Here is a 12370-nt window from a genome sequence, read left to right on the forward strand (position 1 = left end):
CTCTCCGGCACGGCCGGCGGGCGTCGCTCCGCCCCCAGGATTCGAACCTGGACCTCACAGCTCCAAAGGCTGAAGTGCTGCCGTTACACCAAGGCGGACCGCGGACGGCCGGGCCGTGCGCAGGTCGAGTCTGCCAGAGGTGCCCGGGGCCGGAGACCCGGCGCGGCGGGCGGTCAGGCGCCGGGGGCGCGGCGTCGGCGGAGGGCGCCGCGGATCCGGAGCAGGAGGAACAGCGCACCGGAGACCGCGATCCCGACGGCCCCGCCGATGAGCACGCGCGCGTCGAACGCGCCGTGCTGGAAGGGCCACACCTGGCTGAGGAGGGCGGCGATGCCGAGCAGGCCCGGGGTCAGCACCATCGCGACCACGGCCTCCTGCCGGGGGAGCATCTGCTCGGTCCCGCGGCGCCGATCACGGATGGCGGTGCCGATGACGCCCGTCCACAGCGGCGCCGCCAGGACGAGGTTCGCGACCGGGGCGAGGAGGAGCGCGACGAGGAAGGACAGGGCCAGGGCGCCCACGTACCACCACGGCATGACGGAGCGGATGGAGGGGAGGTCGGCCATGCGCATCACGCTACCGGCGGGGCGGGCGGCCCCGGACCGGCATGATGGGGGCATGCCCAGCCGCGACGAGGTCGACCGCATCGTCGACGCGTGGCGGCGCGAGCGGCCCGACCTCGACTTCTCGCCGCTCGAGGTGCTCTCGCGGGTCGGCCGGCTGTCGCGGCTGCTCGAGCGGGCCCGGCGCTCGGCCTTCCAGGAGTCGGAGCTCGAGTCGTGGGAGTTCGACGTGCTGTCGGCGCTGCGGCGGGCGGGCGATCCCTACCAGCTGAGCCCGAAGGCCCTTCTGCAGCAGACGCTCGTCTCCTCCGGCACCATGACGAACCGCATCGACCGGCTCGTGACGCGGGGCCTCGTGGAGCGGCGGACGGACCCGCACGACGGCCGCGGGATCCTCGTGGTCATGTCCGACGCCGGGCGGACGCGCGTCGACACCGCCATCACCCGGCTCGTGGCCGAGGAGGCGGAGCTGCTCGAGACGCTGCCCGCCGCCGACCGCGACGTGCTGGCGGGCCTCCTGCGGCAGCTGATCCTCGACCTCGACGACGACGCGGCCTGACCCCCGCGCGTCGCGCTCAGGCGTGCGCGACGCAGCGGCGTGCGGCCGGGCGGATCTCGAGACGGCCCGCCGGGATCGCCTCGCCGCACACCTCGCAGCGGCCGTAGGCGCCCGCGTCGAGGCGCGCCACCGCGGCGTCGACGTCGGCGAGGCGCACGCGCGCCTCGCGGATCATCGCGTCGGACTGCGAGCGCTCGAACGCGAGGGTCGCGCCCTCGGGATCGTGCTCGTCGTCGGAGTTGGCGTCCTGGCGCGCCTCGACGATGGCCGCGACGTCGCGGTCGAGCCCGCGGATGAGCGCGAGCGTGTCGGACCGCAGCGCGGCGAGGGCCGTGCGCGGGTCGACGGGCGCGGCGTCGTCGGCCACCGATCCCCCGCTACGCGGCGACGAGCGCGTGCGCGTCGGCCAGCAGCTCGACCGAGCGGAGGCGCTCCGGCGTGCGCTGCGACGCGTGCCCGACGATGACCTCGTCGACACCCGCCTCCTGCGCGAACCGGTTCGCGTAGTCGGAGACCTCGGCGCCCGTGCCCAGCCCCGTGTAGGTCATCATGCTGGCGACGTGCGCACCGACCGGGGCCTCGAGGAGGCGGTCGAGCTCGTCGTCGGTGAAGGTCTGCGTGGCCGGGATCTGGCCGCTCTGGCGGAGAAGCATCATCAGGCGCGCACGGCGGACCTCGGCGAACTGGCGCTCGGCGTCGGCCCGGTCGTCGGCCGCGATGGCGTTGATGCCGGCGATCGCGTACGGCTCCTGGAGCTGCTCCGAGGGGCGGAAGTCGCGGCGGTAGATCCCGACGGCGTCGAGCAGCATGTCCGGCGCGAAGTGCGAGGCGAAGGCGAACGGCAGGCCGAGGGCCGCGGCGAGCTGGGCGCCGAAGGTCGAGGATCCGAGGATGTAGAGGGGCACGCGCGTGCCGGCGCCCGGCGTGGCCGAGACGCCCGGGACCTGGCTCTCGCCCGCGAGGAACGCCTGCAGCTCGACGACGTCCTCGGGGAAGCGGTCGGAGGATCCGGGGTCGCGGCGGAGCGCGCGGAAGGTCGCCTGGTCGCTGCCGGGGGCGCGGCCGAGGCCGAGGTCGATGCGGCCCGGGTGCAGCGTCTCGAGCGTGCCGAACTGCTCCGCGATGGTGAGCGGCGAGTGGTTCGGCAGCATGACGCCGCCGGAGCCGAGCCGGATGGTGGAGGTCTGGCTCGCGACGTGGGCGATGAGGACGCTCGTCGCGCTCGACGCGATGGAGGCCATGTTGTGGTGCTCCGCGTACCAGACGCGGCGGTACCCGCTCCGCTCGGCCTGCTGGGCGAGGGCGACGGAGGCCTGGAAGCTGTCGCGGGCGGTCTCCCCGGGGGCGATGGGGGCGAGGTCGAGGATGGAGAGCGGGACGGTCATGCTCACCTCAACAGCGCGGACCCCTCCGGTGTTCCGAGCGCGGTGGGAGCGGGCACGGCGGGCGCGTCGTCCGTCGCCTCCGCGTTGCGGTCCGCCTCCGAACGCCGCCGGCGCGCGGTCGACCACGCCGCAACGGCGCCCGCGAGGGCCGCGCACACGACGGTGGCGGCGAGGATCCGCGCGCCCTCCGCGAGCCCGGTCGACACCAGCGGCAGCAGGATCTGCACGGCGAGCACGAGCATCACGCCGGCGATCACGGTGTCCAGCACGCGCCAGGCCGCCGGGCGGGCGAGGACGGGCGCGAAAACGCGCGCCGCGGTGGCGAGCAGTGTGAACCACACGCAGCTGGCGGCCATCGCGCCGACGCCGAAGGCCCACCGGCCGTCGCCGTGGCCCGCGGCGACGGATCCGACGAGGAGCACGGTGTCGAGGTACACGTGCGGGTTCAGCCAGGTGAGCGCGAGGCACGCCGCGACGACGGCCGCGAGCGAGCGCGGCGCGGACGCGGCGACCTGGAGGCCGTGCGGCGCGACGGCCCGGAGGAGCGACAGCGCGGCGTAGCCGGCGAGGAAGCAGGCGCCGAGGATCCGGATGACGACGATCGCGACCGGGGCCGCCTCGATCAGCGCGCCGACGCCCGCGACGCCGAGCCCGATGAGGATCACGTCGGAGACCGCGCAGATGAGCACGACGGCCAGCACGTGCTCGCGCCGGGTGCCCTGCCGCAGGATGAAGGCGTTCTGCGCGCCGATCGCGGCGATGAGCGAGAAGCCGAGGCCGAATCCGGAGAGCGCGTGGGCGAGCGGGTGCATCTCGACGACGCTAGCCATCGGGTGCGCATCAGACCAGCTCATGTTCCTGCAGCACCATTAGCATCGCTGATGATGGACATCCGCACCGAGCACCTGCGCACCCTCGCCGCCGTCATCGACACGGGCACGCTCGACGCGGCCGCCCGCGCCCTGCGGCTCACGCCCTCCGCGGTGAGCCAGCGGATCACGGCCCTCGAGCGGAGCGCCGGCCGCGTGCTCCTCCGCCGCACGCGACCCGCGACCACGACGGAGGCGGGCGACGCCGTGCTGCGGCACGCGCGCCAGGTGCTCCTGCTCGAGCGCGACCTCGACGGGCTGCTCGGCGTGGGCGACGGCGACGCGCCGCGGGCCGGCACCGCGGCGGTGCCGGTCGTCGTGAACGGCGACTCGCTCGCCTCATGGCTGCTGCCCGCGTTCGCGGCGCTCGCCGGCGAGACCGGGCAGGCCGTGGAGGTGCTGCGCGAGGACGAGCACCACTCCCTCGACCTGCTGCGCGACGGATCCGCGATGGCCGCCGTCACGAGCGTGAAGGACCCCGTGCAGGGCTGCACCTCCGAGCGGCTCGGCCGGATGCGGTACCGCGCGCTCGCGACGCCCGCCTACGTCGCCGCGCACCTGCCCGACGGCCCGACGCCGAGCGCGCTGGCCGCGGCGCCGCTCGTGATGTTCGACCGCAAGGACGCGATGCAGGACCGCTGGCTCCGCCTCCGCCGCGCTCCCGCGGGACAGCCGCGGCACTACGTCCCGTCGTCAGCGGAGTTCGTCACGGCGCTCACGCTCGGCATGGGCTGGGGCATGCTGCCCGACCTGCAGAGCGAGGACCTCGTCGCGTCGGGGGCGCTCGTGCCGCTCGACGCCGGATCCCACGTGGACGTGGCGCTGCACTGGCAGCGCTGGAGCGTCGATTCCCCCGTGCTCGCCGACCTCACCCGGCACGTGCGCGCCGCGGCCGCCTCGCTGAGGTAGCGAGGCGGCCGCGGCGGGTGGCGAGCGGGAGCGTCAGCGTCGGAGCGCCGCCCGGGCCAGCCGGTTGCCGGCGAACTGCACCACCTGAACGAGCACGATGATGATCAGCACCGCCGCCCACGTGACGACCGGCTCGAACTGCCGGTAGCCGTAGACGATCGCGAAGTTGCCGAGGCCGCCGCCGCCGACCGCGCCCGCGACCGCCGTCATGTCGACGATGCCGACGAAGACGAACGTGTAGCCGAGGATCAGCGGGCCGAGCGCCTCCGGGATGAGCAGCGTGAAGATGATCCGCACCGGGCTCGCGCCCACGGACCTCGCCGCCTCGATCACGCCCGGCTGCACCGTGAGCAGGTTCTGCTCCACGATGCGGCTGATCGCGAAGGACGCCCCGAGCGACAGCGTGAAGATGACGGCCGGCTGCCCGATGCCGCTGCCCGTCACGAGGCGCGCGAGGGGCTGGGCCGCGAACAGGAAGATCACGAACGGGATGGGCCGGAAGGTGTTGACCACCACGTTGAGGACCGCGAACACGACCCGGTTCGGGAGCAGGCTGCCGGCGCGCGTGAGGTAGAGGCCGAGGCCCATGACGAGGCCGCCGAGCCCGCCGAAGAGCAGCGTGAGCAGCACCATCGTGAGCGTCTCGACCGTGGAGCGGCCGAGGAGCGGCAGGAGCGGGGTGAGCACGTCCATGTCAGACCACCTCCGTCACGGTGACGCCGGCCCGGTCGGCCGCGAGCACCTCGTCGACGCGCGCGGGGTCGCCCCCGAGCGCGAGGGTCAGGTTGCCGAACGTGCGGCCCTGGATGTCGGTGATGCCGCCGTGCACGACCTCGAAGGCGATGCCCGCGGCGGCGAGCGCCCGGAACACCTCGGTCTGCGTGGCGCCGCCGTCCGCGAAGGACAGCGTGACGAGCCGGCCGGGGTGGCGCGCGCGCAGGCGCTCGACCTCGTCCCGCTCGGGCACGCCCGCGACGACCGTGGAGACGAAGCGGCGCGCGGCGTCGCTCGCGGGCCGGGAGAACACGTCGAAGACCTCGCCCTGCTCGATGACGCGGCCGGAGTCCATCACGGCCACGCGGTGGGCGATGGACTTGATGACCTCCATCTCGTGCGTGATGACGACGATCGTCACGCCGAGCTCCTCGTTGACCCGGCGGAGGAGCGCGAGCACCTCGCTCGTGGTCTCGGGATCCAGCGCGCTCGTGGCCTCGTCGGCGAGCAGGATCGCGGGGCTCGTCGCGAGCGCGCGGGCGATGCCGACGCGCTGCTTCTGGCCGCCGGACAGCTCGTCGGGCCGGGCGTGCGCCTTGTCGGCGAGGCCGACGAAGTGCAGCAGGTCGCTGATCCGCCGCTGCTGCTGGTCCTTCGGCATGCCGGCGACCGAGAGCGGGTACGCGACGTTGCCCCACACGGTCTTCGAGGTGAAGAGGTTGAACTGCTGGAAGACCATGCCGATGCCGAGGCGCAGCTTCCGCAGCTCGCGCTCGGGCAGGCCCTGGATCTCGCGGCCGTCGACCGAGACGGTGCCGGAGGTCGGCCGCTCGAGCGCGTTCACGAGCCGCACGAGCGTGCTCTTGCCCGCGCCGGAGTAGCCGATGATCCCGAAGACCTCGCCGCGGCGGATGTCGAGGTCGACGTCGGCGAGGGCGTCGAGGGCCGGCTCGCCCTTGGCGCGCGGCGGGTACTGCTTGCCGACGCCCCGCAGGGAGACGTGCGGGGCGTCCGTCATCGAGCCGCCTTCTGGTCGGCGACGGCCTTCTCGGTGGTGGTGAGCAGGCTCTGCAGCTCGTCCTGGGGCGTCTTCAGCGGGATCGCGGTGCCGCCCGAGTTCTCGACCAGCGCGTCGACGACGGCGGGGGTGTCCTCGAAGATCCGCGCGAGCTTGCGGTACGTCTCGTTCTCCGCGTCCTCGGCGCGCGAGGCGAAGACGTTGACGTAGGCGAGCGACTTCGGGTCGCTCGGGTCGTCCTGCGCGATGGCGTCGTCGGCGGTGAGGCCGGCGTCGGTGACGTAGTCGTTGTTGATGATGACGGCGTCGGCGTCCGGCAGCGACGTGGCGGTGAGGGCCGCGTCGACCGTGGTGACGGTGACCTTCGAGGCGGCCTGGTCGACGTCGTCGAGCGTGGAGACGCTGGATCCGCCGCCCTTCAGCGTCACGAGGCCCGCGCTCTGCAGCACGAGGAGGCTGCGGGCGAGGTTCGACTCGTCGTTGGGGACGACGACGGTGCCGCCCTGCGGGATCTCGTCGACCGAGCCGTGCTTCTGCGAGTACAGCGCGAGCGGGTAGATCGCGGTGGCGCCGACGGGCGTGAGGTCGTCGCCCGCGCCCTCGTTGTACTGCGCGAGGTAGACGAGGTGCTGGAACTGGTTGAGGTCGACCTCGCCCTCCGACAGCGCCGGGTTCAGCTGCGGGTACTCGGTGAAGTCGACGAGCTCGACGTCGATGCCCTCGTCCTTCGCCGCCGCCACGAACGCGGGCCACTGCGGGTCGCTCGCGCCGACGACGCCGATGCGGACGGCCTTGCCGCCGCCGGAGAAGGCGCCGGTCGAGAAGAGGACGGCCGCGACGATCGCGAGGACGACGACGACCGCGCCGACGATGAGGCCGAGGCGGTTCCTCCGCTTCGGGGCGTCGATCAGGGGTGCCTGGGTGGTCATGGTGATCCTCTCGGTGGTGCGGGGCCGGTGCTGTCCGGTGGTGGTGCGGTGCTGCGGGTCCGGGTGGCTGCGGGTGACGAGTGGCGGCGCGCGGGCGCGCCCGGACGGTCCGGTGCCGACGGGCGTGCGCGGCCCCGCGGAGGCGTGCGCGCGGGACGGAGGCGCGGACGGCTCGTGGTGCGGGACGCCGACGGCGGACGGTGGCCGCGTCCCTGCAGCACCTCGACGGTAGGCCGCGCGGCGGGGGCGTGTCGAACCGAGCCGTAACACGGGGACACCGCGGACGGTCCGCGGATGTGGCAGGGTCGGCCTCGGAGGTTCCCATGCCCGAGGCCGACGACGTCTCCGCGCTCCCCCTCGAGGAGCTGCGGCGCCGCGTGTACGCGCAGGGCGCCGACGCGGGCGACGAGCGGTGGATCCGCGCGGCCGCCGAGCTGGCCCGCCGCGAGCGCGCGTCCCGACCCGCGGATCCCGACGGCGGCACGGACTCCGACGGCGCCGGCCTCCCCGCGACGGCCGACCCGATCGCGGAGGCCCCCTCCCCCGATGCGGCGCCCTCCGGCGCGGCCTCCTCCGCCCCGCCCCGCGGATCCCGCCGCGTCCTCGTCGGGGCCGCCGTCGGCGCGCTCGTCGTCGGCCTGCTCGCGGGCGGGGCCGTCGGCGCGTCCCTCGGCCAGGGATCCCCCGCGACGGGCGCCGCCGACGGCACGCCGAGCCCCGGTGCCGATGCGCCTCCGGTCGCCGCGGGAACCGCCCCGGACCGCGCCGCCAGCCCCGCCGGCCCTGCCCTCCTCGGGCCCGACTCCACCTCCGACCAGCGCAGCCGCCCGGTCGGCGCGATCTTCGACGGCCCGCAGGAGGACGGCGACGAGCCGCCCAAGGCCGTCCGCGCCGACGTCGACGCGACCAGCATCCGCGCCGTCCAGACGAGCGTCGGCCTCTACGCCGGCCTGTCCGCGTCGGGCGACCTGTGCCTGCTGGTCTTCCCGAGCGGCGGCGCCGGCGTCGTCACGTGCGCGTCGCCGGAGCGCGTCGCGTCCGACGGCCTCCGCATCGCCTGGACCACGGAGTTCCCGTCGCGCAACCGCGACGGATCCACGGGCATGATCACGGGCGACGTGCGGGCGACCTGGTCGGGCGACGACCTCATCACGCTGACGACGCCGGACCGCATCCTCGCGTACTGAGCCGTCCCGACGGACCGCGCGGGCGGTGTGGGAGGGTCGGGCGGGGAAGGGGAGACCACATGCACGCACGCGCATCGAGGCCCGACGACGAGATGGCGGCGCTGCCGCTCGACGAGCTCCGCCAGCTCGTCTACGCGGAGGGGGCCGACGCGGGCGACGGGCGGTGGATCCGCGCGGCCGCCGAGCTGACCCGGCGCGAGCGCGCGTCCTCCCCCGCTCCGGCGGACCCGGCGGACGCGGACGTCGACGACGACGCGGCCGGGGTGCCCGACGCGGATCCGCGTGCCCGCCCCTCCCGCCGCCCGCTCGCGTGGGCCGGCGCTGCCCTGGTCGTCGGGCTGCTCGCGGGCGCGGGCGTCACCAGCGCGATCGACGGATCCGGGGCGCCGTCCGCCGACGCGACCGCGACCCCGTCCGGCACCGCGACCGCCGACGCCTCCCCGCCGCCGGATCCCGCGAGCGTGCGCTCGCTCCTCGGCACGGACATCAGCCGCACCTCGATGCCCGTCGCGGTCGACGGGATCCTCGCCGCCCCGAAGGAGGAGGCCGACGCCCCGCCCCGCTCGCCCGGCGGCGACATCGACCTCACGTCCATCCGCGGCGTGCAGACGAGCGTGGGCCTCTACGTGGCGCGCACGATCTCCGGCGACGCGTGCCTGCTCGTGTACCCGTGGTCGGGATCCGTGCCGGACGACGAGACCAGCCCCGGTTCCGGCGTCGCCTCGTGCGCCCCGCCAGCGCAACTCGCCGTCTCCGGCCTCGAGATGACCTGGATCGCGAGCATCCCGGTGCGCGCGTTCGACGGCAGCATGCGCACGGCCGGCGGCGGGCTCAGCGTCGTCTGGGCGCCCGACGGCACGCTCACCATGAGCTCGCCCGACGTCCCGGTCGCCTACTGACCGCCCGGAGGATCAGCCCTCGAGCAGCTCGCTGAGCTCCATCCAGCGGCTCTCGAGCGCCTCGACGTCGGCCTCGATGGCGCGCACGCCCTCGTTGAGCTTCCCGAGCCCGTCGTAGTCGTTCGGGTCGTGCTCGGCCATGGCGTCGAGCGCCTGGCGCCGGCGCACGTCGGCCTTCTCGAGCTTCCGCGTGATGCTCGCGAGCTCCTTCTGGGCGTTCCGCAGCTCGGCGCCCTGGAGCTGCGTGCCGCCGGATCCGCCGAGGGTCGCCGTGGCCTGGCCACCGACCTCGTCGGGCCGGGCGATCGTCGACTTCTCGGCGTTGCCGGGCTGCTGGCGGAGCTTCAGGTACTGGTCGACGCCGCCGGGGAGGTGGCGGAGGTTCCCGTTCATCACCGCGTACTGCTGGTCGGTGACGCGCTCGAGCAGGTACCGGTCGTGGCTGACGACGAGGAGCGTGCCGGGGAAGGAGTCGAGGAGGTCCTCCATCGCCGCGAGCATGTCGGTGTCGAGGTCGTTGGTGGGCTCGTCGAGGATCAGGACGTTCGGCTCGTCGAGCACGATGAGGAGGAGCTGGAGGCGCCGCTTCTGGCCGCCCGACAGGTCCTTGACGGGAGTGGACAGCTGCGCGCTCGTGAAGCCGAGGCGCTCGAGCAGCTGGCCGGGCGTCATCTCCTTGCCGCCCGCGACGTACGTGGTGCGCTGGCGGCCGATGACGGTCGAGACGCGGTCCTCGAGCACGTCCTTCAGCTCGTCGAGCTGCTGCGTGAGCACGGCGACCTTGATGGTCTTGCCGCGCTTGACCTTGCCGGTCGTGGGCTGGAGCGTGCCGGCCACGAGCGACAGGAGCGTGGACTTGCCCGCGCCGTTGACGCCGAGGATGCCGGTGCGCTCGCCGGGCGCGATGCGCCACTCGACGTCCTTGAGGATCTGCTTGTCGCCGTAGCTGACGGACACGTCGAGCAGGTCGACGACGTCCTTGCCGAGCCGCTGCATCGCCATGGACGCGAGCGAGACGGTGTCGCGCGCGGGCGGCTCGTCGGCGATGAGGGCGTTGGCCGCCTCGATTCGGAACTTCGGCTTGGCCGTGCGCGCGGGCGCCCCGCGGCGCAGCCACGCGAGCTCCTTCTTCATGAGGTTCTGACGCTTCGCCTCGGAGACGGCCGCGCTCCGGTCGCGCTCGACGCGCTGCAGGATGTACGCCGCGTACCCGCCCTCGAACGGCTCGATGAGCCGGTCGTGCACCTCCCACGTGTGGTTCGCGACCTCGTCGAGGAACCACCGGTCGTGGGTCACGACGATGAGGCCGCCGGAGTTCGGCGCCCAGCGGCGGCGGAGGTGGCCGGCGAGCCAGGCGATGCCCTCGACGTCGAGGTGGTTGGTGGGCTCGTCGAGGAACAGGATGTCGTGGTCGCCGATGAGGAGCTTGGCGAGCGCGACACGACGGCGCTGGCCGCCCGAGAGCTGGGCGACGTCGGCGTCCCACGGCACGTCGGAGGCGAGGCCGTCGATCACGTCGCGGACGAGCGGGTTGCCCGCCCACTCGTGCTCGTCGATCCCGCCGACGATGGCCTCGCCGACGGTCTGGCCGTCGGGCAGGGTGTCGCTCTGGTCGAGCACGCCGATGGTGACGCCGCGGCGGCGCGTGACGCGGCCGCCGTCCGGCTCCAGGCGACCGGCGAGGAGGGAGAGGAGGGTCGACTTGCCGTCGCCGTTGCGTCCGACGATGCCGATGCGGTCGCCCTCGTTCACCCCGATGGTCACGTCGTCGAAGATCACGCGCGTCGGGAACTCGAGGTGGAGCGCTTCGGCTCCCAGCAGATGGGCCACCGCACGAGCCTAGGTGACCCCCGCCCGGGGAATTCCCGCGAGGGGTCCGCCGTTGGCCCCCATCGTGACCCGCGAGGGCCGCGCGCTCGACGGGGAGCAGCCCGCCCGGCGGCTCGTCCCCGGGATCCGCCGACCCGCGAGGAGCGCCCATGACGACCAGCCGCACCGAGACCGCACCCCTCGCCGCCGCGGATGCCCCCGCCCGCCGCGAGACCACCGCCGGCCTCCTCGTCTACGCGTTCACGCTGCTCGTGCTCGTCGCCTCGGGCGCCGCGCCCTCGCCGCTGTACCCCGTGTACCAGGAGGAGTGGGCGCTACCGCCCGTCGTCCTCACGGTCGTGTTCGCCGTCTACGTCGCCGGGCTCCTCGCGACGCTGCTGACGGCGGGCCGCCTCTCCGACCACATCGGCCGCCGTCCCGTGATCCTCGGCGCGCTCGCCGTCTCCGTCGCCGCGATGCTCGTCTTCGCCTTCGCGCACGACGGGCTCGCGCTCGTGGTCGCCCGCATCCTGCAGGGCCTCGCGATCGGCCTGGCCACCGGCGCGCTCGGCGCCGGCATGATCGACCACCAGCCCACCCGTCGCACCGGCCTCGCCGCGTTCCTCAACGGCGTCGTGCCGCCCATGGCGCTCACGGTCGGCGCGCTCGGCAGCGGGTTCCTCGTGGCCTACGGGCCCGCGCCCGAGGAGACGGTGTTCGTCGTGCTCGCGGCGCTCATGGTGGCCGCGGGGATCGCCGTCGCGTTCGTGCCCGAGCGGCAGCCGCGGCGAGCGGGGGCGCTCCGGTCGCTCGTCCCGTCGGTCGCCGTGCCGCGCGCCGCCCGCCCCGTCTTCACCGCGGTCGTCGGCGGCATGATCGCCAGCTGGGCGCTCGGCGGCATGTTCCTGGCCTTCATCGGATCCGTGCTCGGCGACACGTTCGGCCTGCACAGCGCCGCGCTCACGGGCGCGGCCATCGCCCTGTTCACCGGCACGGGCGCGATCACCGGCATCGTGATCCGAACGCGCGACGCCCGCCGCAGCCTCATCGTCGGCGTGGTCGCCCTCGTGCTCGGGCCCATCGGTCTCGTCGCCGCGATCTGGACCGCGTCGCTCCCCCTCTTCGCGGTCGCCGCGGTGATCGGCGGCGTCGGCTTCGGCGCGGGCTTCCAGGCGGGGCTCCGGCTCGTGCTCGCGGAGGCGCCCGTCGACCAGCGCGCCAGCCTCCTGTCCTCCGTGTACGTCGCGAGCTACCTCGCCTTCGGCGTGCCGAGCATCGTCGCCGGCGTGTTCGTCGAGGCGGACGGCCTGCCGATCGTGCTCACGGTCTACGGCGCGTTCGTCGCGGCGAGCGCCCTGGTCGCGCTCGTGCTGCAGCTCACGGGGCGCCGCACGCGCCGGGCCGAGCGGATCGCCGACGCCATGGATGCGGCCGCCGTCCGCTGACAGCCGTCCCGCGGCCCAGGAGGACAGCCGCCGCCGCACGCGCGCCCCGGTAGCATCGTCGTCGCCGTGCGGCCGGGAGCCCCC

Annotated in this window: 13 protein-coding genes and 1 tRNA gene; 5 read left to right on the plus strand and 9 right to left on the minus strand. The window is 74.5% G+C overall.

The window, feature by feature from the left end:
- Positions 1-26: 26 nt before the first annotated feature.
- Positions 27-98: transfer RNA gene (locus tag ACMT9T_RS14330), tRNA-Gln, on the minus strand.
- A gap of 75 nt (positions 99-173) precedes the next feature.
- Entirely contained in the window at positions 174-566 is a 393-nt protein-coding gene (locus ACMT9T_RS14335; RefSeq protein ID WP_414746178.1) for a hypothetical protein, read from the minus strand.
- Between the two features lie 52 nt (positions 567-618).
- On the opposite strand from ACMT9T_RS14335, the gene ACMT9T_RS14340 reads away from it, so the two are divergent.
- Positions 619-1122: a MarR family winged helix-turn-helix transcriptional regulator gene (locus ACMT9T_RS14340; protein WP_414746179.1), complete on the plus strand. Its 504-nt coding sequence runs from the start codon at positions 619-621 to the stop codon at positions 1120-1122.
- A gap of 16 nt (positions 1123-1138) precedes the next feature.
- Here the strand turns inward: ACMT9T_RS14340 and ACMT9T_RS14345 are convergent, their stop codons facing one another.
- Genes ACMT9T_RS14345 through ACMT9T_RS14355 form a run of 3 tightly spaced genes read right to left on the minus strand, consistent with a single transcriptional unit; the run spans position 1139 to position 3337 of the window.
- The gene (locus ACMT9T_RS14345; RefSeq protein ID WP_414746180.1) at positions 1139-1489 is read right to left on the minus strand and encodes a TraR/DksA family transcriptional regulator; all 351 of its coding nucleotides are present in this window, start codon (positions 1487-1489) and stop codon (positions 1139-1141) included.
- A gap of 10 nt (positions 1490-1499) precedes the next feature.
- On the minus strand, positions 1500-2507 hold the full coding sequence (locus tag ACMT9T_RS14350) for an LLM class flavin-dependent oxidoreductase (RefSeq protein ID WP_414746181.1): 1008 nt from the start codon (positions 2505-2507) through the stop codon (positions 1500-1502).
- A 2-nt stretch (positions 2508-2509) separates the two neighbouring features.
- On the minus strand, positions 2510-3337 hold the full coding sequence (locus tag ACMT9T_RS14355) for a LysE/ArgO family amino acid transporter (RefSeq protein ID WP_414746182.1): 828 nt from the start codon (positions 3335-3337) through the stop codon (positions 2510-2512).
- Between the two features lie 51 nt (positions 3338-3388).
- On the opposite strand from ACMT9T_RS14355, the gene ACMT9T_RS14360 reads away from it, so the two are divergent.
- Complete coding sequence (locus ACMT9T_RS14360) at positions 3389-4285, plus strand: LysR family transcriptional regulator ArgP (RefSeq protein WP_414746183.1); 897 nt, start codon at positions 3389-3391, stop codon at positions 4283-4285.
- 33 nt (positions 4286-4318) lie between these two features.
- Here the strand turns inward: ACMT9T_RS14360 and ACMT9T_RS14365 are convergent, their stop codons facing one another.
- The 3 genes from ACMT9T_RS14365 to ACMT9T_RS14375 are packed head-to-tail and all read right to left on the minus strand — an operon-like array spanning position 4319 to position 6946.
- Complete coding sequence (locus tag ACMT9T_RS14365) at positions 4319-4978, minus strand: methionine ABC transporter permease (protein WP_414746184.1); 660 nt, start codon at positions 4976-4978, stop codon at positions 4319-4321.
- A 1-nt stretch (position 4979) separates the two neighbouring features.
- Positions 4980-6017, minus strand: a complete 1038-nt coding sequence (locus tag ACMT9T_RS14370) for a methionine ABC transporter ATP-binding protein (protein WP_414746185.1) — start codon at positions 6015-6017, stop codon at positions 4980-4982.
- Positions 6014-6946, minus strand: coding sequence for a MetQ/NlpA family ABC transporter substrate-binding protein (locus ACMT9T_RS14375; protein ID WP_414746186.1), 933 nt, complete (start codon positions 6944-6946; stop codon positions 6014-6016). Before ACMT9T_RS14375 ends, ACMT9T_RS14370 begins: the two co-directional genes overlap by 4 nt.
- A gap of 323 nt (positions 6947-7269) precedes the next feature.
- On the opposite strand from ACMT9T_RS14375, the gene ACMT9T_RS14380 reads away from it, so the two are divergent.
- Positions 7270-8133, plus strand: coding sequence for a hypothetical protein (locus ACMT9T_RS14380; protein WP_414746187.1), 864 nt, complete (start codon positions 7270-7272; stop codon positions 8131-8133).
- A 59-nt stretch (positions 8134-8192) separates the two neighbouring features.
- On the plus strand, positions 8193-9032 hold the full coding sequence (locus ACMT9T_RS14385) for a hypothetical protein (protein ID WP_414746188.1): 840 nt from the start codon (positions 8193-8195) through the stop codon (positions 9030-9032).
- A gap of 12 nt (positions 9033-9044) precedes the next feature.
- On the opposite strand, the gene ACMT9T_RS14390 is transcribed toward ACMT9T_RS14385, so the two are convergent.
- On the minus strand, positions 9045-10862 hold the full coding sequence (locus ACMT9T_RS14390; protein WP_414746189.1) for an ABC-F family ATP-binding cassette domain-containing protein: 1818 nt from the start codon (positions 10860-10862) through the stop codon (positions 9045-9047).
- Between the two features lie 149 nt (positions 10863-11011).
- Between ACMT9T_RS14390 and ACMT9T_RS14395 the strand changes: the two genes are divergently transcribed.
- Positions 11012-12286 (plus strand): MFS transporter, encoded by a 1275-nt coding sequence (locus ACMT9T_RS14395; RefSeq protein WP_414746190.1) that lies wholly within the window; start codon positions 11012-11014, stop codon positions 12284-12286.
- Positions 12287-12370 lie beyond the last annotated feature (84 nt).

The sequence above is a fragment of the Clavibacter vidaverae genome, from assembly GCF_047529985.1.
GTDB classification, from domain to species: domain Bacteria; phylum Actinomycetota; class Actinomycetes; order Actinomycetales; family Microbacteriaceae; genus Clavibacter; species Clavibacter nebraskensis_A.

Excerpts from the sequence above, each read along its gene's own strand:
- ACMT9T_RS14370 (WP_414746185.1), bottom strand. The coding sequence starts at position 6,017 with ATGACGGACGCCCCGCACGTCTCCCTGCGGGGCGTCGGCAAGCAGTAC.
- ACMT9T_RS14335 (WP_414746178.1), bottom strand. The coding sequence starts at position 566 with ATGGCCGACCTCCCCTCCATCCGCTCCGTCATGCCGTGGTGGTACGTG.
- ACMT9T_RS14375 (WP_414746186.1), bottom strand. The coding sequence starts at position 6,946 with ATGACCACCCAGGCACCCCTGATCGACGCCCCGAAGCGGAGGAACCGC.
- ACMT9T_RS14340 (WP_414746179.1), top strand. The coding sequence starts at position 619 with ATGCCCAGCCGCGACGAGGTCGACCGCATCGTCGACGCGTGGCGGCGC.
- ACMT9T_RS14355 (WP_414746182.1), bottom strand. The coding sequence starts at position 3,337 with ATGGCTAGCGTCGTCGAGATGCACCCGCTCGCCCACGCGCTCTCCGGA.
- ACMT9T_RS14395 (WP_414746190.1), top strand. The coding sequence starts at position 11,012 with ATGACGACCAGCCGCACCGAGACCGCACCCCTCGCCGCCGCGGATGCC.
- ACMT9T_RS14360 (WP_414746183.1), top strand. The coding sequence starts at position 3,389 with ATGATGGACATCCGCACCGAGCACCTGCGCACCCTCGCCGCCGTCATC.
- ACMT9T_RS14380 (WP_414746187.1), top strand. The coding sequence starts at position 7,270 with ATGCCCGAGGCCGACGACGTCTCCGCGCTCCCCCTCGAGGAGCTGCGG.
- ACMT9T_RS14365 (WP_414746184.1), bottom strand. The coding sequence starts at position 4,978 with ATGGACGTGCTCACCCCGCTCCTGCCGCTCCTCGGCCGCTCCACGGTC.
- ACMT9T_RS14350 (WP_414746181.1), bottom strand. The coding sequence starts at position 2,507 with ATGACCGTCCCGCTCTCCATCCTCGACCTCGCCCCCATCGCCCCCGGG.
- ACMT9T_RS14385 (WP_414746188.1), top strand. The coding sequence starts at position 8,193 with ATGCACGCACGCGCATCGAGGCCCGACGACGAGATGGCGGCGCTGCCG.